Source organism: Vibrio genomosp. F10 str. ZF-129, assembly GCF_000287055.2.
Taxonomy (GTDB): Bacteria; Pseudomonadota; Gammaproteobacteria; order Enterobacterales; family Vibrionaceae; genus Vibrio.
The window spans coordinates 17,538-36,758 of sequence record NZ_AJYQ02000117.1 but is presented as its reverse complement, the minus strand read 5'-3'; the positions used below and the strand labels follow the sequence as shown (position 1 = coordinate 36,758).

The 19,221-nt window shown below is 43.5% G+C and carries 17 protein-coding genes; 9 read left to right on the top strand and 8 right to left on the bottom strand.

Annotated features, from left to right (window positions below; translation table 11 throughout):
* The first annotated feature begins 6 nt into the window (after positions 1–6).
* From putA to A1QO_RS14895, 4 genes are all read left to right on the top strand, one after another.
* Positions 7–3,135: a bifunctional proline dehydrogenase/L-glutamate gamma-semialdehyde dehydrogenase PutA gene (gene putA / locus A1QO_RS14910; RefSeq protein ID WP_017041180.1), complete on the top strand. Its 3,129-nt coding sequence runs from the start codon at positions 7–9 to the stop codon at positions 3,133–3,135.
* A gap of 13 nt (positions 3,136–3,148) precedes the next feature.
* Positions 3,149–3,844, top strand: coding sequence for a hypothetical protein (locus A1QO_RS14905; RefSeq protein WP_017036195.1), 696 nt, complete (start codon positions 3,149–3,151; stop codon positions 3,842–3,844).
* Positions 3,845–3,916: 72 nt separating this feature from the next.
* The gene (gene putP / locus A1QO_RS14900) at positions 3,917–5,407 is read left to right on the top strand and encodes a sodium/proline symporter PutP (RefSeq protein ID WP_017037774.1); all 1,491 of its coding nucleotides are present in this window, start codon (positions 3,917–3,919) and stop codon (positions 5,405–5,407) included.
* Positions 5,408–6,002: 595 nt separating this feature from the next.
* A complete protein-coding gene (locus A1QO_RS14895; RefSeq protein ID WP_017036197.1) occupies positions 6,003–6,479 on the top strand; it encodes an Lrp/AsnC family transcriptional regulator in 477 nt (158 codons plus the stop codon).
* Between the two features lie 62 nt (positions 6,480–6,541).
* On the opposite strand, the gene A1QO_RS14890 is transcribed toward A1QO_RS14895, so the two are convergent.
* Positions 6,542–7,246 (bottom strand): hypothetical protein, encoded by a 705-nt coding sequence (locus tag A1QO_RS14890; RefSeq protein ID WP_017036198.1) that lies wholly within the window; start codon positions 7,244–7,246, stop codon positions 6,542–6,544.
* Positions 7,247–7,514: 268 nt separating this feature from the next.
* Here A1QO_RS14890 and A1QO_RS14885 point away from each other — a divergent pair, with 268 nt between their 5' ends.
* The 3 genes from A1QO_RS14885 to A1QO_RS14875 all read left to right on the top strand — a co-directional run bounded on the left by A1QO_RS14885 (position 7,515) and on the right by A1QO_RS14875 (position 10,189).
* The gene (locus tag A1QO_RS14885) at positions 7,515–8,468 is read left to right on the top strand and encodes a M23 family metallopeptidase (protein ID WP_017036199.1); all 954 of its coding nucleotides are present in this window, start codon (positions 7,515–7,517) and stop codon (positions 8,466–8,468) included.
* Positions 8,469–8,482: 14 nt separating this feature from the next.
* Entirely contained in the window at positions 8,483–8,809 is a 327-nt protein-coding gene (locus A1QO_RS14880; protein ID WP_017036200.1) for a bactofilin family protein, read from the top strand.
* A 234-nt stretch (positions 8,810–9,043) separates the two neighbouring features.
* A complete protein-coding gene (locus A1QO_RS14875; RefSeq protein WP_017036201.1) occupies positions 9,044–10,189 on the top strand; it encodes a tetratricopeptide repeat protein in 1,146 nt (381 codons plus the stop codon).
* A gap of 113 nt (positions 10,190–10,302) precedes the next feature.
* Here A1QO_RS14875 and sstT read toward each other — a convergent pair whose 3' ends face one another.
* The 5 genes from sstT to A1QO_RS14850 all read right to left on the bottom strand — a co-directional run bounded on the left by sstT (position 10,303) and on the right by A1QO_RS14850 (position 14,610).
* Positions 10,303–11,520, bottom strand: coding sequence for a serine/threonine transporter SstT (gene sstT, locus A1QO_RS14870; protein WP_017036202.1), 1,218 nt, complete (start codon positions 11,518–11,520; stop codon positions 10,303–10,305).
* Between the two features lie 291 nt (positions 11,521–11,811).
* Positions 11,812–12,297 (bottom strand): copper chaperone PCu(A)C, encoded by a 486-nt coding sequence (locus A1QO_RS14865; RefSeq protein WP_017040712.1) that lies wholly within the window; start codon positions 12,295–12,297, stop codon positions 11,812–11,814.
* Between the two features lie 104 nt (positions 12,298–12,401).
* Positions 12,402–13,046 (bottom strand): SCO family protein, encoded by a 645-nt coding sequence (locus A1QO_RS14860; protein ID WP_017040711.1) that lies wholly within the window; start codon positions 13,044–13,046, stop codon positions 12,402–12,404.
* Positions 13,043–13,471 carry a hypothetical protein gene (locus A1QO_RS14855; protein ID WP_017036205.1) on the bottom strand — a complete coding sequence of 143 codons (429 nt, stop codon included), beginning with the start codon at positions 13,469–13,471 and terminating at the stop codon, positions 13,043–13,045. Before A1QO_RS14855 ends, A1QO_RS14860 begins: the two co-directional genes overlap by 4 nt.
* Before the next feature lie 218 nt (positions 13,472–13,689).
* On the bottom strand, positions 13,690–14,610 hold the full coding sequence (locus A1QO_RS14850) for a DUF368 domain-containing protein (RefSeq protein WP_026027006.1): 921 nt from the start codon (positions 14,608–14,610) through the stop codon (positions 13,690–13,692).
* 700 nt (positions 14,611–15,310) lie between these two features.
* Between A1QO_RS14850 and gltS the strand changes: the two genes are divergently transcribed.
* Both gltS and A1QO_RS14835 read left to right on the top strand, forming a co-directional pair.
* Entirely contained in the window at positions 15,311–16,537 is a 1,227-nt protein-coding gene (gltS, locus tag A1QO_RS14840; RefSeq protein ID WP_017041179.1) for a sodium/glutamate symporter, read from the top strand.
* A gap of 12 nt (positions 16,538–16,549) precedes the next feature.
* Positions 16,550–17,521: a phosphotransferase gene (locus A1QO_RS14835; RefSeq protein WP_017040493.1), complete on the top strand. Its 972-nt coding sequence runs from the start codon at positions 16,550–16,552 to the stop codon at positions 17,519–17,521.
* 57 nt (positions 17,522–17,578) lie between these two features.
* On the opposite strand, the gene A1QO_RS14830 is transcribed toward A1QO_RS14835, so the two are convergent.
* Together A1QO_RS14830 and A1QO_RS14825 are read right to left on the bottom strand one after the other, a co-directional pair.
* Entirely contained in the window at positions 17,579–18,073 is a 495-nt protein-coding gene (locus A1QO_RS14830; protein WP_017036209.1) for a GNAT family N-acetyltransferase, read from the bottom strand.
* Positions 18,074–18,139: 66 nt separating this feature from the next.
* Positions 18,140–19,141 (bottom strand): endonuclease/exonuclease/phosphatase family protein, encoded by a 1,002-nt coding sequence (locus A1QO_RS14825; RefSeq protein ID WP_017036210.1) that lies wholly within the window; start codon positions 19,139–19,141, stop codon positions 18,140–18,142.
* Between the last annotated feature and the right edge of the window lie 80 nt (positions 19,142–19,221).

Sequence of the window (19,221 nt, the reverse complement as noted above, 5' to 3'; positions counted from 1 at the left end):
AAACCCATGTTTACAGCGACCGATGTGTTGAAAGCAGAGTTTATGGATCAGCCACTGGATACCCTGTGGGCGCAGATCTCTCCCCTATATATGGTTGATGAGTCACAATGGCTTGAGCAGCTCATTCCTTTAGCAACCTCTTCAAACAATGAAAAACAAATAATTGAAGAGAAAACAACGCATTTAATTGAGGCGATTCGAGCGGACAAAAAATCCATTCAAATGATCGATGCTCTGCTATTGGAGTACAGTCTAGATACCCATGAAGGTATTTTACTTATGTGCTTGGCTGAGGCATTGATGCGAATTCCTGACAGCGCGACGGCCGATGCATTGATTAAAGATAAGCTGATCATTGCTGATTGGAAGTCTCATTTGAAAAATTCGGATTCAGTTTTCGTTAATGCCTCAACATGGGGATTGATGCTGACGGGTAAAGTGATAGGCCTATCAGAAAAAGAGTCGAACAGCCCAACTCAGGCGATGAATCGATTAGTCAACAAATTGTCCGAGCCTGTGATTCGTCAAGCGATGAACCAAGCAATGAAGATCATGGGGCATCAATTTGTGCTTGGTCGCAGTATCGAGCAAGCACAAAAGAATGGGCGTCCACTCGTCGATAAAGGCTACAGCTATTCTTTTGATATGTTGGGTGAAGCGGCATTAACAACCGCCGATGCTAACAAGTACTTTAAAAGTTATCTAATGGCTATTGAAGCTGTCGGACGTCAAATCCAAGGGCAAACCAGCGGCTCGCCGTCGTCAGTCTCGATTAAGCTTTCGGCATTGCATCCTAGGTACGAAGTGGCCAATTCGCAGCGCGTTCTCAATGAACTGTACGACACAGTGATGCAATTACTGGATAGAGCCGTTGAATTGGATGTCGCTATTACCATTGATGCAGAAGAAGCGGACCGTTTGGAATTGTCACTGCATCTGTTTAAAAAGCTGTATCGAAGCGAAAGAGTAAAAGGGTGGGGTAAGTTAGGCCTTGTCGTGCAAGCGTATCAAAAAAGAGCGCTTCCTGTGCTTGTCTGGTTAACCAAACTGGCCAAAGATCAAGGCGACCAAATCCCTCTCCGTTTAGTTAAAGGTGCCTATTGGGATACTGAGATTAAGTTATCTCAACAAGGTGGGTATGCTAATTACCCAGTGTACACTCGGAAAGAAGCCACCGATGTCGCCTACCTTGCTTGTGCTCGATTCTTATTGAGTGAGGGTGTTAAAGGACATATCTTCCCACAATTTGCCAGCCACAATGCGCAAACTGTTACCGCAATATCGGTAATGGCGACCCACGATCAATTCGAGTACCAACGTTTGCATGGTATGGGAGATGCTTTGCACGAGCATGCAAAAGCAACCTTCAAGCAGCCTGTTCGCATTTATGCTCCGGTTGGAAGCCATAAAGATCTTTTGCCTTATCTTGTTCGTCGTTTATTGGAAAACGGCGCGAACAGTTCATTTGTCCATCGATTGGTCGATGCGCGCTGTCCAATTGGTAGCTTGACTCAGCATCCCGTTGATATGCTGTTGGCTTTTGATTCTCTTAACAACCAAAGCATTCCTTTACCTGCACAGGTTTTTTCAGAGCGGAAAAACTCGTCTGGCGTCAATATTGATATCGAAAGCGAAGCGAAGGTTTTCGACAACCAAGTGTCGAGCTTCCTGGATAAACAGTGGTCAGCGGGGCCGATGATTGATGGCATTCAGATCGACGCCGAGCAGGAAACTGAATCATTAGAGGTGGTGACAGTAACCGCGCCTTACGATCGCCGTATTAACGTCGGTCAGGTGACTTATGCAAACCTTGGTCATGTGTCCCAAGCGATCACCAGTGCCGCTAACGCATTTCAAGGGTGGAATGAGACAGAAGTCAGCGATAGAGCCGCTGCTCTTGACCGATTAGCCGATTTACTGGAAGAGAACCTTGCTGAGCTGGTTGCGCTTTGCCATCAAGAAGCGGGAAAAACGATTCATGATGGCATTGATGAAGTTCGTGAAGCGGTGGATTTCTGTCGTTATTACGCAAAGCAAATTGAACAATTCACACCAGAGCAAATTATCGCGTTTGACGGCACGTTAAATTTTGCCTCTCGCGAAGCGCTTGGTGTCTTTGTATGTATTAGCCCTTGGAACTTTCCACTCGCGATATTCCTTGGCCAAATAACGGCTGCATTGGTAGCGGGTAACACTGTCGTGGCTAAGCCTGCGGAACAAACCAGCTTAATTGCCGCTAAAGCGGTAGAGTTGATGCATCAAGCGGGCTTTCCAAGCAACGTGGTTCAACTTCTCCCTGGCAAAGGCAGTGACATTGGCTCGGTACTGACGACACATCCTCTTATCGCTGGTGTTGCATTTACTGGGTCAACACTCACCGCGCAACGCATCAATCAATCTCTCGCAAAACGAGAACAGTCATCGGTGCCATTTATCGCGGAAACGGGTGGCCAAAATACCATGATTGTTGATAGCACGGCTTTACCAGAACAAGTGGTGCGCGATGTTATTCGCTCTGCGTTTGCTTCGGCAGGTCAGCGTTGTTCAGCATTGCGAGTGCTCTATGTGCAAGAAGATATCGCCGATCGCATCATTGGGCTGATTCAAGGTGCGATGGATGAACTCAAAGTGGGCGTACCGTATCTGCACAGCACAGATGTCGGTCCTGTGATTGATAAAGCAGCAAAACAAAAGCTACTCACACACATTGAAAAAATGATGACCTCATCGAAAAAAGTGGCGCAACTTTCTTTAGATGATAGCTGTGAATACGGCGACTTTATAGCGCCTTGTGCTTTTGAAATCGAGGACATCTCATTGCTGGAAGAAGAGCAGTTCGGGCCGGTTTTGCATATCGTTCGTTATAAAGCTCATGAGCTCGCCAGTGTGGTTGAAAAAATCAATCAAACGGGATTTGGCTTAACGATGGGAATCCATAGCCGAAATGAAACAACATACCGTTGGATTGAAGCGCATTCTCGAGTGGGTAACTGCTACATCAATAGAGATCAAGTTGGCGCGGTCGTGGGAGTTCAACCATTTGGTGGACAAGGTCTATCAGGGACTGGTCCTAAAGCGGGTGGGCCTCACTATCTTTATCGATTTACTCAATTGAAACTAACACCATCGGTGTAGGAGAAAAAACATAATGCATCAAATCACACGTTTTTCTGATTCTTACACCGCATGGAAAAGTTGGAGTCAGCTTGATTATAAAACCAGAAGTGCTTACTTGCTACTCGCCTTAACGGAGGTTGAAAAAAAGAAAACCTCGTTAAGCTCTGTGATGAAGTTTCACCTTCAGCATTCGAATAAGTTACTCGGTAATACTCATCAGCTTACTGGACCAACAGGTGAAACCAACGAATTGTACACAACAGGTCGTGGCGTCGCTCTTGTTGTTCATGACAGCACCGAAAATAACGCCAATCTAGTTGTTACGTCATATGTATCAGCGGCGTTGCTTGCAGGCAATAGCGTGATTGTTTGTAGCGATGATTTCGAGCTGGTTTCGATGCTGGAAGCGGCGTTTAGGGCAGCAAAATTGCCCGCCAACGTATTGCAGTTTGAGTCTCTCGATGCGCATCAACCATTACTGGATACCGATATTCGGTCTCTCGGCTATGTAGGCCGCATGGATACAGAAATCGCGATTAATCGCCACTTATCTCAGAAAGATGGAGCAATCGTATTATTGACTTCAGAAACAGATATGGCGCAATTGACTCATGCGCAAGACCCAGCACTGTGCTTGCGCTTTATTACCGAGCGAACACGAACCATCAATATAACGGCAGTGGGGGGTAATGCCACACTGCTTGAGCTTGGAAATGAAGCTCATTAACTATTTCAAGTAATCGCCACGGGTTTGTCGTGGCGTTCATGGAAGACTGTCTTTTTACCAGAGGAACAAAAAATGGAAAATAGCTTTGCTATTACAACAACCTTTATTGCCTATCTCATAATGATGTTGGCCATTGGGGTTATCGCTTACCAACGTACAAAAAATTCTACCGACTATTTCCTAGGTGGCCGCTCTCTTGGGCCTTGGCCTTCAGCATTATCTGCTGGGGCGTCGGATATGAGTGGCTGGCTACTGCTTGGCTTGCCTGGTTACGCCTACGCTGCGGGTATCGAAGCGTTTTGGCTTGCTGGTGGTCTGCTTTTAGGTACATGGGCCAACTGGTTTATCAGTGCAAAGCGTTTAAGAACGTACAGTATTACGACAGATGCACTGACTTTACCTGAGTTCCTGTCAAGAAGATTTAACGACAACACGAAATTGATTCAGACTATTTCAGCATTTTTCATTCTGCTATTTTTCCTTTTCTATACAAGTTCTGGTTTAGTCGCTGGTGGTAAATTATTTGAAACCGTATTTGGTATTGATTATACGGTTGCGCTCGTTATCGGCACTTTATGTGTGGTGTCTTACACATTGTTCGGCGGGTTCCTGGCCGTGTCCTGGACCGACCTTGTCCAAGGCTTATTGATGGCAGCTGCGCTATTAATTGTCCCTATCGCAGCAATGCAAGGCGGTATTGGCGATCTAACCACGGATTTGAATAACATTAATCCAGAGCTATTAACCCTATGGAATGACACTAAAGGCGAGCCTTTGTCGGCCATTGCTATTATTTCCTTAGCGGCATGGGGTCTAGGTTATTTTGGTCAGCCTCACATTTTGGCTCGTTTCAAAGCGACTCGTTCAAATAAAGATCTAACAACCGCTCGTCGTATCGCGGTCATTTGGTCTGCACTGTCTATGGTTGGTGCTATGTTAGTTGGCTTGGTGGGTTTGGTGTATGTCACTAACTCTTCAATGGGAAGCTTGGCTGATGGCGAAAAAATATTCATGCTGTTAGTCGATGCGATTTTCCATCCAGTGATTGCGGGTATCCTACTGGCCGCTATTCTCGCTGCCATTATGAGTACGGCTGATTCTCAATTGCTTGTGTCTTCTTCTGCATTGGCAGAGGATTTTTACAAGCAGGTTGTGAATAAGGATGCGAGCTCAGAAGACATCGTTCGCATCGGTCGTTTTGCTGTCATTGGTATCTCTATTGTTGCGCTATTTCTAGCAATGAACCCTGATAGCTCAGTTCTTGGCTTGGTCTCTTACGCTTGGGCTGGTTTTGGCGCCGCATTTGGTCCAGCGGTTGTTCTTAGCCTTTACTGGTCAAGAATGAACCGCAATGGTGCTTTGACGGGTATTATTGTTGGTGGTGTCACTATCGTAATTTGGAAGCAACTCAGCGGTGGTTGGTTTGATGTATATGAAATTGTTCCGGGTATCATACTGTCTACAATAAGCATCATTGTTGTTAGCCTATTAACGGCTGAACCAGAAGATGCCGTTATGAAACAGCATGCGAAGTTTGAAAAACAGCTGCAAGAGCTTGACTAGTTTTAACTATAATTTGAAAAGCAATGACCTGGACCTGACTTAACCGTCGGTCTAAGGCTCTAGTATCAGTGATGCCCTGCCTTTTGGTAGGGCATTTTTGATTAAAATTATGAGATCTAGGCTAGAAAGTCGCTGGTATTGGTGAACAAGAGGGTTTTCTTTCGTAACTTAGGTCACGTTTCTTAGACTAAAGTTTGAGCTAATGGAACTAACAGATTCACAATGAGTCCATTATCAATAACCCCCATTTATCGTTCTGGAGAAATCAAAATGTCCAAGGTCTACTGTAATTGTTGCCGCAAACCTACACACCATAAAGTGGTTATGAAGCGCTGCCAGACAGAAAAGCCCCAGTCGACATTGCACTCACTACAGATGCTTTTTTCGAGTTTATTTCAAGGAGAGCACTACGTAAAAATGGAGAAACAAGGATTTTGTCGCGACTGTAATAGCCGTTCAACGCTAACAGAAACGAGTTTTTCGAACATAAGAGTGATCTGATCCACGCTCTACTAATGTGGTAAAACGAGTTTAACGTCAACAATGCACTATTAGTATATGATCACGTTTAACTTTGATGGATGCGCGTACGAAAATGGATTTAGATCGTATAGACCGAGAAATATTAAGAACACTTCACCTGCATGGCCGTTTATCAATAGTAGAGCTTGCTAAACAGGTTAACCTCACCACGTCACCTTGCTCCGACCGTGTCAAACGTCTTGAAAAAGAGGGCTTTATTAGTGGATACCGTGCTGAACTAAACCCAGAGAAACTCGGTTTAGACGTGCAGGTTTTTATTCATATACGCCTCGATCAAACCAGTTTTTCAATCTTTGAGAAATTTTCCGACGCTGTGTCTCTCATGCCTGAAATTGAAGAGTGTTACTCATTATCGGGTGACTTCGATACCATGATAAAAGTACGAGTGAAAGACATGAAAGCTTATCAATTATTCATGTCGAGTAAGCTTGGAACCTTACCTGGGGTGATTCAAACCCGAAGTGAAGTGGTGATAGAAGAGCACAAACGAGGATATGGGGTTAACCCTGAATTGCTTTCAATGATTTAAAAGGAAAATGCATCCACATCTTCCTTTCTGCATGTTTTCTTAAGTGGCATCGTGAAGTCTGGCTATAGAACCAACGAAGAAATCACACCAATGACACCGCCAAAAATGCCACCCCAAACCACAAGCCAACCAAGGTGAGTTTTGATCATAGTTTGAACCATTGATTTTACTAACTGAGGCGTGAGTTCATTTAATCGCTGGTCGATAATATTTTCAATGTTGACGGTTATTTCATCCATCATTTCCGGCGTTTCAAACTGTGCCTTGATGGCTTCTTTAACTGAATCACTTTGACTGATCTCGACAACAGCCTGCTGCATTCTTTCTACGAAAGGTTCTTTTAATGGTGCAAGTGCTTCTGTTCCACCCACCATGGCCAACATACCGCCGAAAGACGAATTGGCAATGACCTCAACCAAAGAATCAAAGGTCGGATTGAAATCCACTTTTTCTAATACTGGCTCTAAATTCAGGGTTTTATCGCCAGCCATCTCTTTATTTAGAAAACGGTCAATGTTCTCTCGGGTAAAAAACTGATCCATCATGAGGACTTTAATGGCCGCTTTAAATTCTTCGAATCTGGCGGGTATGATACCCGAGCCGTAAAGCCCAGGTACTTTTTCAAATAACATGTGTACGGCTAGCCAGTTTGTTACCGCGCCTGAAAAGGCAAAAAGACCGGCATAAAAAACGATTTCATTGTCAAAGTAGAAGCCAAAGATGAGAATGATCAGGGCAGAAACGTTAGTAAATAAGCTTTTGTTCATAATCGTGACGGTTAAAAAATCATGGAGCGATATTAAGAGATTTTGAAACAATAAAAAAGCAAAGAAATGGCTTTACTCAGGTACAGTAAAAAATAGTGAAGGTTTCTGGTAGCTTGGGTTAAATAAGGGCTAAAAATGACTCGTCGTAAATCACAGAGTTAACAATAAAGCTGTGATATTCGCGCAATCGCAAACAGGACTTAGTTTTGTTAGTCGAACTTGTTTGCTAGAATCCAGCCTGATTTTATGTAATTGAACTGATGGAAGTATGGAAGATAGAGTCGTAGTTTCAGTTTCGTCTATTCACGGGACGAGACATTTTCATCTAGGAAAGTGGATCAGGCACGGTTTAAAAGGGCTGGGTTATTTTGCTTTAATTGCAGTCATTGTCACTGCTGGTGTTATTTATCATTTAGTCGATGAAGTTGATTTTGCGAAGCTAAAACAAAAAGAACTAGAAACTAAATCTATGTCGCTCACTGAAGAGGTCTCTTCACTTCAAGAACTCAAGATTAATTTAGAGAGTGATTTGCTTGATCGAGAAGAGCGGATGAATCTCGTTTCTGACCGCTTGGGTGATCTTGAAAAAGTATTGGGTATGGGTGACATCGAAGATGCCAGTGAACTTGAATCACGCTTGGATACCGCTGCGATTACTTCGTCGGTCAGGATGGTGATGTTGACTCAAATTCCGAGTGGTCCGCCTGTTCATAATGCGAGAATTTCGTCAGGATACGGCAAGAGAAAACATCCGGTGACCGGATCGATTAAAATGCATCGCGGTCAGGATTTTGCGGTCAATACGGGTACACCTGTGTATGCACCTGCTGATGGGGTTGTCGAGGTAACTCGGTCAAGTCAAAAAGGGTCGGGTAATTTTCTTCGACTTCAACACAGTTATGGCTTTACGAGTTCGTATTCTCACTTAAATAAGTTTTTGGTTAAAAGTGGTGATTTCGTCCAGAAAGGCGATTTAATTGCCCATTCTGGGAATAGTGGGTTGTCGTCTGGTCCACATTTACATTATGAAATTAGATTTGTTGGTCGTTCATTAGATCCAAGACCCTTTGTGGACTGGGGAGTTAATGATTTTGAGACCATATTCAGTAAAGTAAGAGGTATCCGATGGGAATCTTTAGTAAACAAGGTCGAGTCAAGAGTCAGCAGTCAGCTACAACTGTCATCGCAAAAGGCTGTTCGATCGAAGGCCAACTCAGGTTAGAAAGTGATCTACAAGTGGATGGTGCCGTGGATGGAGAGATTCACGCTGAACACACACTCACCATTAGTGAAACGGGCATCATCAGTGGCGAAATCTACGCTGAACGAGTGTTAGTCAACGGAAAGTTTGAAGGCACTTGCCACGCTGAGACGATTGAAATTTTGTCACGAGGCAGTGTGGTAGGAACGATATACAGTGACAATTTGAGCATTCAAACGGGTGGACGATTCACTGGAGCGACTCACGCAATGCCCGAACAGCAAGTGGTTGAATTGAGTGATGCGAAGAAGATGTCAGAGCCTAAAATGGTCGATAGCAATGCGACACGGACCAGCTCTTAGTAGCCTTACTGCTTCGCGTGGTAAACAGTGAGAACCTCGCACTTTTGCGGGGTTTTTTTATGGAAACAGTCACGGTGAATGATGGATGTGGTAGTTTAAGGTCATAAATATAAGCTATGTTACTTAGGGTTCATTCGCATATAATTTTACTTGGGTAAGTCAAACGAGCCGGTATTTCTCAACTTCTCGATCAAATTACCGATAACTTAGCATCATAATAAAAGAATTCTGCACATGAATATTATAGGGATTGCGATTGGCGCAACCGGTTTGTCATTGATCATAGCGTTTCTGTGGATGCTGTCATTATCGCTGCGCAAAAAAAGGCTAGAAGAAGAAAAAAAACAACGAGAAGCGGCCTATCGAAAAGCATTAGAGAAATCGCGTCAGATGGAAAGACAAGAACGTTTGAATAAAGCGGAGAACGGTCATATTCCTACGATTCTTTATCTGGCGAAGGAAGGTGAAAGGAAGAGCATTAAAGAAGCGCTGTATTGGTACAGTAAAGCCGCGGAGCTAGATAATATTACTGGCATGTATGGCGTGATTCGTATTAGCCAGAAAGTGAGAGAAGACCTCATACTTAAAGAGAAAGCGAAGTATTGGCAGATATGCATAAAGGCATTAGAGGGCAACCCGCAAGCGAAGTTTGATATGGGAATGGCCTTGTTAAATGGGCGAGGCACTACGGTGAATGCAGAGAAAGCTTTGGACATGATTCGGGCTTCTGCGGAAGACAAATACATCCCTGCCATTCTGTTTATGGGAGATTGGTGCACGTCTGATAGCAATCCAATACCGACGCCAAAAGACTCGAGTTTTTGGTATACCAAAGCCGCTAAATTACACAGTAATGAAGGTCGAATGAAACTTGGGCTTACTTATCTCAATGGCGTTGGTGTAGAGAAAGATCACAGTAAGGGCTGTTACTGGTTAGAGCGTGCCGCTGAAAAGGGCCATGCTCAATCGATGTGTCATGCCGGTGAAGCTTGGATTGATAGAGGCAGCAGTGGTAATGCCATTGCGTATATTTGGTTATTTTTATCAGCGTACTTTGGGTACGAGCCGGCTAAAGCGATACGAGATAGGGTGGGCGGTAACATTGGGGTTGATTCTGTTGTCGGTCTTCAGTCGTTGGCTAAACCTCTCTTTCAGAAAATAAGCGCGAACAAAGTGGGCAAGCATTCCATCATTAAAGCGTTGAATAAGCTCTATAAACGCGGAGTTTATTTGCCGGAGAAGGTGATTAAATCAGAAGATGAAGCATTAGAGGATTTAGGTGTTGACCTCGAAAAATCCGAATCGACAAAAACGAACGATTCAGGGCTAGAAAATCACTTTAATTATTCGCCCAATCAAATCGATAAACCGATACAGTAGTGATGTAATTTTCATTGTAATCGAACGAACAATCCCTGCCTTATTCGCAGGGATTGTTGTTAGTAAAGGATTGTTACTCGCTGAGTAAAGGGGGTTATCTCAATTTAGTGAGATTATTGTCCGCGCTTTTGTTCTGCTTTGCATACCGCGGCAGTAAAGACAACGTCAGTTGAACTGTTCAGTGCTGTTTCTGCTGAATCCTGGATCACACCGATGATAAAGCCCACAGCAACGACTTGCATCGCGACGTCGTTAGGGATACCAAATAGTCCACATGCTAATGGAATTAATAGCAGTGAACCACCAGCGACGCCTGAAGCACCACAAGCTGATACCGCAGCAACGACACTCAGTAGTAGCGCAGTCATGAGATCAATTTCAATACCCACAGTATGAACGGCTGCAAGGGTAAGTACGGTAATGGTGATGGCCGCACCTGCCATGTTGATAGTCGCACCCAGTGGAATAGAGACAGAATAGGTGTCTTCATCTAATTTTAGTTTTTCACAAAGTGCCATGTTGACAGGGATATTGGCAGCACTTGAACGAGTAAAGAACGCGGTAACGCCACTTTCTCTAAGACATTGAAGAACCAATGGGTAAGGGTTTTCTTTCGTTTTTAAAAAAACAATGATTGGGTTTACAACCAATGCGATGAAAGTCATGGCGCTTAGCAATACAAACACGAGCTGTGCATAGCCAGCTAGAGCTTCAAAGCCCGTTGTTGCAAAGGTAGCCGATACCAAACCAAAGATACCAAATGGCGCAAGCCTGATGATGAAGCGAACAATCTGAGAGACGCCATGACTGAGATCTTCAAACACAGCTTTAGTCGTCGCTGAAGCATGATGAAGCGCAAGCCCTAAGCCAATTGCCCAAGCTAGAATGCCAATGTAATTCGCGTTCATTAGCGCGTTAACTGGGTTGTCCACGACTTTGAATAGCAAAGTGTTGAGAACCTCAGTAATTCCCTGTGGAGGCGTAGCGCCTTCTGCACCGGCAACCAGTGTCAACGTTGTTGGGAACATGAAGCTGAGTACAACCGCTGTTAATGATGCGGTTAATGTACCAATCAAATACAGACCGATGATTGGACGCATGTGTGTATGTTGATTTTTCTTTTGGTTGGCAATTGAAGCTGCGACTAAAATGAAGACTAAAATAGGGGCAACAGCTTTCAGAGCACCAACAAACAGACTGCCTAAGAGTCCGGCGCTAATGGCACTTTCGGGCGATATTGTCGCGAGAAGAACGCCGAGAATAATTCCGGCTAGGATTTGTAAAACCAGATTTCCGCTGGTAAAACGGGCAAAAATGTTGCTGTTTGGCATGGTCATTCCTGTGATGTGCGAGTGTTTGGATTGTAATAATTAAGTTCATCCATTTGAACGGCGATATGATATAGAGGCACAATTTCATGTCTATAAATAAATTTAATTTGGTGTTAAAAATTGCATTTTTGCTAACAGTGTAAAATTTAATGCTGATTATGGTTGATTTTGTGGTTTTAATTATTATTGGTGATTATCAATTTTAGCGCGGGGTTGGGTTGGCATTTATAGAAGAGGTAAAAAAGGGAAGCATTTCTGCTTCCCTAGGAGATAGAGTTGTATAAAGTAGGATCAGTGGTGTTTCATGCCACTCATGACTTTTTTAACAGGGGCTGTAAACACCTGTTGCTCACCATTTTTAAATGTCAGGTTAACCTCAATAGCTTCACCTTCAATCAATGGCGCTTTTAGGTCTAATAACATGATGTGCAAGCTACCCGGTTTAAGCTCAACGTGATCATTTGCCGGTATCTTGATCTCGTCAATTTGACGCATCTTCATCATATCGCCTTCAGTAATGACATCATGCAATTCAACTTTCCCTGCCACGTTGGTTGATGCACTCACTAATATACGGTCTGTATTTCCTTTATTCATCAACTGTGTAAAAACAGCGCTGTTGACTGCGTTAGGAGGTGTCGCTCTTGCGTAGGCGTGATGTACCATCACATCCATATGTGCACTATCTGCTGCCTTTTCTGGCGACACTTTCTCTGCTGATGCATAACCGATCGGGCTTAGGATAAGAGTGCAAAGAAGAAGAGCATTCAGTTTCATGGGCGTTTTCCTTTTATGTTTCTTTTATTTGTTTTGGTTTCTATTGGGCTCGGTTTGCATTGGAGCCTGCTTCTATTGAACTTTATTTTTATTGAGTATGGCTTCTATTTCGTATGGCTTTTATCCATATGAATTCTCGTGATTGCGTCCACTAAGGGAGCTGGAGAGAGCGTGTGTGGAACTTTGGTCAATAAGGTCCCATCAGGTGACGTGAAATAGAAGTAAGAGCTGTGGTCAATCGTGTATTCAAGCTCTGACCCTTCAAGCTCCGTTTTTCTGAAAATAACGCCATAGTGATGTGCTAGCTCTGTAGTGGTCGCGAGCGGGGCAGATAATCCTTCGATCATGGGATGAAAATACTGTGCATATTGATGTGCGGATTCAGCAAAATCTCTTTCAGGATCGAGTGATATGAATACGGGCCGAATGCTCTCTTTTGATGCTTCATCTAATTCGTTGATGGCCCCGGCAAGCATGGCGAGTGACGTTGGACACACATCAGGGCAGCGGGTAAAGCCAAAGTAAATGATTCGTGTTCGGGTATCGGTGGTATCAAACAAATCAATGGCTTGTTTGTCTTTACCATGAAAGATAACCGGTTCGGGGTGGCTCTTTGTTTGTTCCGTTTTGGCTGTTGTAGAATCCATGGCCTTTTGAGCATCTGATTCAGCTTGTTTTGTCAGGTAGGTATTGACCGACAGGCCAAACACAAAAGCCACGACCAGTATTAATGACCAATTTTTACTCATCGTTCCATCCTTAAAGCGGGCGATACAGAGTGATCGCCATCGGTTAAACTTCCAACCCACGTCATTTTTTCAGTGGTACAAACGGGTAAAAGAATATCAACTTGGAAAAGATTCTCCTCGTTTGCGTTAAGTACGTATTTTACCGTGCCCATATCCATTTCTAATCCTTCTAAATCTAGGACTAAAGTCTTGGTTTGAGGGTTGCTCCATTTTACGGTGAACGTTGTTGGTACCAGTGGTTGCACTGTGTCAGTATCGAGGCTCATGGTGACACCGTCTTGAAGGCAAGGCTCTGTCGAAATAAAGCAGTAATCATCGATAGAAGATGTCGATGTTGAAGATGAGGCCAGTTGGCGAAGGTCATTGGCAAAAAAACCAATCACAAGCGCTGCAATAACAGCTGCAACTTTTAGTGCAGGATGCATGGGTATATCCATTTCAATACGTTATGAAAATGGAATACTAACATGCTTAGCGATATGTATTTTAAGACAATTATAAAAATGTGCTAACAGTCGTGTCGGAACATTGAGGGCTCCGACACGAGACGTCACTGATGCTAAAGGATGGACTGTCCGTTATTTCTATTTTGTGTCTCTAATGGGTAAATAGAGACAAAAATTGAACAAGGTCCTACTAGCATTTAAACATCATGGCTTTCAGCAAATTTTTCTAGTCCGAGTACTAGACCCATTGCACAAAACATCATCACAACGGCTAGCAATAGTTGAGACGGCTCTGAGGTGATCGTCTCATACTGAAATGGGGACAAGTTTTGCTCAACTAAAGGAACACTTTCACCACTTGAGTTAGTGCGCCATGATAGCGTTTGCTTCCAAGGCCAAATTTTTGGCAAAGTACCCACCATTAACCCTGTTAAGAAAATCAAGGTAAGATCTCTGAATGAATGTAATAAGCGAGAGAGAAGGTGAGAAAAGCAGAGCAACCCAATAACACAGCCGCTGAGAAACAAGACTAATACATCAACCTGAAATGATTTCACGGCAGTTAGAACCGGTGAGTACATACCGATCAGTAAGAGAATGAAGCTGCCTGAAATGCCGGGTAAAATCATTGCACAAATCGCGATAGCACCCGCGAGTAGTATATTGACATTGGTGACTTCAAGTTCAAGAGGATGAAGCACGGTAATGCTGTAGGCCGCTGCGATACCCAACAAGAAAAACGCCAGTCGAGAAAGAGAACGTTGCTCTATCTGTTTTCCGATATGCACTATTGAAATCAAGATTAAGCCAAAAAAGAACGACCAAAGAGGGATTGGGTGTTCAATCAATAGCCAAGATATCAATTTTGCCAATGTGGCAATACTGGTAAGAACTCCGCTAAATAATGCGATCAGAAAGAGCCCATTAATATGAGAAAACGCAGCAGAGAACCCTTCTTTTTTCCACAGAGTTAATGCGGACGGATTAATTCGGCGAATACTTTCTAGAAGTGTGTCGTAGATACCAGTGATGAATGCGATCGTGCCGCCAGAGATGCCCGGAACGACATCTGCGGCACCCATTGCCATACCTTTCAAAAATGTAGTGAAATAGTTCATTGTTACAACGTGTGATAAATGATGCACGCAGTATACAAACTCTTGCGCGAAAGAAGTATGAAAATCAGTGGTGAGTTTAAGATTACGCGACAAGAAATTGGTAATACTATGTCTTTTATTAATAAGAAACCAGTAGAGTAGCATTTTGCCGTTTTGTGCATAATGCATTTGCAAAATGCAAAATCAGATCTTGAATATCACTAAAAAGGTGAGGTTTATGCGATCTATATGCTCAATTTATGGGTTTTTAAAGTTGGCACGATAACTGCTATATGAATATTGACTCTTCTTAAGCCGAGGGTCACCTAGCCAACTGACGTTGTTAGTGAATTTCTTGTTCACACATTATATCGGCCAATCGCTCTATTGCGATTGGCCATTTTTTTGCCCGCAGATCCGCAACCGTACCCCTCCAATAGTCAGGTTAGGTGCAGCATAATCCATCCGTGATTTTTCATTAAATTCGACAATTAGGGGCGATCTGTTTAATAATGCACGCCATATTCTCATTCTGAGAGCATCAATACCTAAGATTTTGATACTCGTATCAGCCAGCCAGGTCAGTAAAATGGCGTTGCTCATCATGGCAATCAGTATGAAAAATTCATCTAAAATAGAGAGATGCGTTGGTGTGATTCTTTTTACAACGCGGAAACTCCTACTCGTTAAGGATGATGAGTGAAACAACGGAAGAGGTTATATGAATCATTTAATTTCAGTTGGGCCACTAGAGTCTTTCTTAATCGCAATTAGCGTCCTATTTTTAGGCCACTTTGTTAACACCAAGCTACCCATTCTAAAACGGTTTAATATTCCAGAGCCTATTGTCGGCGGGTTGATCATCGCCATTTGTATCACCATTATGCACTTCAAAGGTATTAGCCTTTCTTTTTCTTTGCCATTGCAAAATACATTCATGTTGATGTTTTTTAGTACCGTTGGGCTTGCGGCCAATTATACCCAATTAATGAAAGGTGGAGCGAAAGTCTTTCTATTTTTAGCGGTCGCGTCTGTCTATATCATCATTCAGAATGGCGTTGGTGTGACACTCGCGAGTACCTTTGGGCTCGATCCTTTGATGGGCCTAATTGCAGGGTCGATTACACTGTCTGGCGGGCATGGTACTGGAGCGGCTTGGTCACAAACGTTCTCCGATAGTTTTGGCTTAGCCAATACCCTTGAAATAGCGATGGCATCCGCCACATTTGGTTTGATCATTGGTGGTATTATAGGCAGCCCTGTTGCACAGAAGCTGATATCCAAAAACGGCCTTGAATCTGAATATGGTCGTGGTATCAACACCCATGAACGCTTCCCTGAATTAGTCACCTATAACGAATATGAAGAAGACAAAGTAACCGCCAAAAAGGTCATTGAAGTTCTGTTTATCCTGCTGATTTGTGTTACTGGTTCAACGTATTTGGAGCAATGGGTCAGTTCATTTAACATCGACTGGCTGATGATTCCAGACTTTGTATATGCGTTATTTATCGGTGTGTTTATTACGAATATACTGGAAGTGACAAAAGTACATAAGGTTGATTCTGAAACGGTCGACATTTTGGGTACTGTCTCACTGTCTCTATTCTTGGCAATGGCATTGATGAGTTTGAAACTGTGGAACATCTTCGACTTAGCGATTCCCTTCCTCACTATTTTGGCCGTTCAATCGGTGGTTCTCGGATTATTTTCTTACTTCATTACCTTTAAAGTAATGGGTTCGAATTATGATGCTGCGGTTATTGCTGGAGGACATTGTGGCTTTGGTCTAGGGGCAACACCGACCGCGGTCATGAACATGGGCTCTTTAGTGAATAAGTTTGGCCCATCGCCACAGGCGTTTATGGTGGTGCCTATCGTCGGTGCTTTCTTTATTGATATTGTTAACCTGATTATTTTGCAAAGCTATATCAGCTTTATTGGATAAGATGGATATATTGTGACGCCAGATTACTCTCAATTAGCAGCGATACTGGATATTACCCCTCCCATTAAAGTGAGCGTCATTCAACCTCTTTGGGGTGGGTACGGTGAGCTGGTGAGGCTATCTGCTGACAACAAGAGTGTCATCGTTAAACACATCGAGCTCCCAAAGCCCAGTTGTCACCCAAAAGGGTGGAATACGGAGTTATCTCATCAAAGAAAGCTCCATTCTTATCTCGTTGAAATGCAATGGTATCGCCAGTACGCTGTGAAATGCGATCAGCTCTGCTACGTTCCAACCCCGATTCATATTGAACAATACGATTTGAAACATGTGTTAGTGATGGAAGATCTCGCCAGTGTGGGGTTTACCACGGTGAGTGAGGCCGCGACGAAAGCTCAAATATCAGCGAGTTTGAAATGGCTAGCTCATTTTCACGCAAAACATATTGGCCATGAAGGGGAAGGGCTTTGGCCATCGGGAACCTACTGGCACTTGCAAACTCGTCCTGATGAATTAGAAAAATTGGCAGACGAAGCACTTAAGCGAGCGGCTAAAAAAATCGATCGGATCTTAACTCTTGCGCCTTATCAAACCTTAGTTCACGGTGATGCTAAGCTTGCGAATTTTTGTTTCACGGTCTGCGGAACCCAAGCGGCGGCCGTTGATTTTCAATATGTAGGGAAAGGGTGTGCGATGAAGGATGTGGCATTGTTTATGAGCAGTGCCATTGAGCCAAAAACGTGTCATGACGCTGAAAAAGACGTACTCAATGAGTACTTTTTCTATTTGAGAGCGGCACTGGCACTCTATCAACCCCATTTGGATTGTGAGTCTGTAGAAGCCTCTTGGCGACCTTTGTTTCCAATTGCTTGGGCTGACTTTCAACGGTTTGTCAAAGGTTGGAGCCCAGGGCATTGGAAGATCAATCACTACACTGAATCTTTGAAAGAAAGGGCATTAAAGCAACTGACTGAGTATACGTAGGGTTAGCTATCGAGCAAGACGAATACTCGAATAATAACAACCCCCCTAAAATCCAGCTTAATCGGCTTTCACTCTTGCCATGTAGTAAGTGTTTACGTAGTGTCCGTCCCTAAAGGCCGAGTTTTCGGCTTCGCCTTCTATTTTGAACCCGAACTTTTTATAACAGGCTATAGCGTTGTGATTATCGACGTTAACCTCGATGTGAACCCGCTTTATTTGTAGCCAGTTATCTGCTAAATCTAGTACTGTTTCGATCAGCTTGCTGCCGATGCCTTTTCCTTGGTACTCATCATGAACCCCTAAACCAAAACTGCCACAGTGCGATCGGCGGGGATTTTGAGCGTGTTCGAATCCAATATTACCCACCACTTTTCCGTCCACTTCAGCCACGAAGGAGTAAACGCCTGTCGGGATGTTCTGTAAACGGTTTTCCCACATATCTACAGAAGGGTTGGGCAGTTGTAAGGTTTCGCGTTGAGATCGGTATTGGGAATAAACGTGACATACCGCTGCCGCGTCTTCGACTCGAGTGGGTCTGACTTTGATTTCCATCTGCTGTTGCTCCATTGGGTCAGTGGCTATTCCCATATTTAAACCACAAACTGCGTGTTTTTTGAATTAAATTATTGAAATATTTACCGTTACGATCCCATGATCGGTACTGATGTGGTCATGACCGTAGCGTGGGTTGACTAAATGTGAGTCGATGACCTGGTAGTCGGTGACGATCCCACGGGCTTGATCTGAGCAATCAGAGAATTCGTTGGACAGCAGAATATAGTCCAGTTCTTTTCCTTGTGCCCCCACATAGTAGGTGGGTGTTGAGGTAATTTCTGTTTGTTCAAGGACCAGGTCTTGGCTGTTATGAAGGTGGAAAGCCGATAGAGCCGTTTCTGATTCTTTAAGACGAAAGAGGTGTCTTGATGTTAAGCAATGAAATTCGTTACTTTGCAGTGATTGATTAAAATCCCCCATGAGTAAGCATGGCCGTTCATTTTGCTTTTTAGTTTCAATCATATGGTGATGAAGAACGTGGACTTCCATACCGCGTTGAACCGTTGACAGCCATTTACCTTGACTTTCGAGTAACCAACGTTCGCTAGTCGATGGTTCATCATGCCGCTCTTCGTCAGGTTGAGTGTCGAGTTCGGTCGGACGTTGAGATTTTAAATGGACCACATAAACATCAATCGGACCTAATTGTGGTATGTCGACGACAGCATGAATTGGAGTGCGATTAAATTTAAAATTACTTTGGGAACGAGCAATAGCTGATGAGGCGTTAATAGAGAGGGTTTGGCTGACTGGGTGTCGTGATGCAAGTGCCACAACAGGATTTGAGTATATGTAATCTTGCTCAACCTCTGGCGTATCAACGGTGACAAAATGGGTGTAGCCAAGCAAGTGCATCGTTTTTCTTAATGAATCAATACTGAATACTTCTTGAAATCCGATGATATCTGCATCGATTTTTGTGATGGTTTGGCTTAACCAGCGGGTTTTAATTGTCCATTCTTCTTTTGTATAGATGTTCGCAAAATCATAAAACGCATTCGGCGGTTCTACGTAGTTAAATAGATTAATCGTACAGACTTTTATATTCCGCTCAGAACTCGCCAAAGGGTATTCCTTAACTGTAGGGGGGCATAAAGAGTGTGACACGGATTTTCTTCTTTGTCGTGGTACTCTATTTTTTAGTA

What these genes read in the sequence shown, in the direction of transcription:
- putA (WP_017041180.1), top strand. Translation starts at nt 7, where the DNA reads ATGTTTACAGCGACCGATGTGTTGAAAGCAGAGTTTATGGATCAGCCA.
- A1QO_RS14905 (WP_017036195.1), top strand. Translation starts at nt 3,149, where the DNA reads ATGCATCAAATCACACGTTTTTCTGATTCTTACACCGCATGGAAAAGT.
- putP (WP_017037774.1), top strand. Translation starts at nt 3,917, where the DNA reads ATGGAAAATAGCTTTGCTATTACAACAACCTTTATTGCCTATCTCATA.
- A1QO_RS14895 (WP_017036197.1), top strand. Translation starts at nt 6,003, where the DNA reads ATGGATTTAGATCGTATAGACCGAGAAATATTAAGAACACTTCACCTG.
- A1QO_RS14890 (WP_017036198.1), bottom strand. Translation starts at nt 7,246, where the DNA reads ATGAACAAAAGCTTATTTACTAACGTTTCTGCCCTGATCATTCTCATC.
- A1QO_RS14885 (WP_017036199.1), top strand. Translation starts at nt 7,515, where the DNA reads ATGGAAGATAGAGTCGTAGTTTCAGTTTCGTCTATTCACGGGACGAGA.
- A1QO_RS14875 (WP_017036201.1), top strand. Translation starts at nt 9,044, where the DNA reads ATGAATATTATAGGGATTGCGATTGGCGCAACCGGTTTGTCATTGATC.
- sstT (WP_017036202.1), bottom strand. Translation starts at nt 11,520, where the DNA reads ATGCCAAACAGCAACATTTTTGCCCGTTTTACCAGCGGAAATCTGGTT.
- A1QO_RS14865 (WP_017040712.1), bottom strand. Translation starts at nt 12,297, where the DNA reads ATGAAACTGAATGCTCTTCTTCTTTGCACTCTTATCCTAAGCCCGATC.
- A1QO_RS14860 (WP_017040711.1), bottom strand. Translation starts at nt 13,046, where the DNA reads ATGAGTAAAAATTGGTCATTAATACTGGTCGTGGCTTTTGTGTTTGGC.
- A1QO_RS14855 (WP_017036205.1), bottom strand. Translation starts at nt 13,471, where the DNA reads ATGCATCCTGCACTAAAAGTTGCAGCTGTTATTGCAGCGCTTGTGATT.
- A1QO_RS14850 (WP_026027006.1), bottom strand. Translation starts at nt 14,610, where the DNA reads ATGAACTATTTCACTACATTTTTGAAAGGTATGGCAATGGGTGCCGCA.
- gltS (WP_017041179.1), top strand. Translation starts at nt 15,311, where the DNA reads ATGAATCATTTAATTTCAGTTGGGCCACTAGAGTCTTTCTTAATCGCA.
- A1QO_RS14830 (WP_017036209.1), bottom strand. Translation starts at nt 18,073, where the DNA reads ATGGAAATCAAAGTCAGACCCACTCGAGTCGAAGACGCGGCAGCGGTA.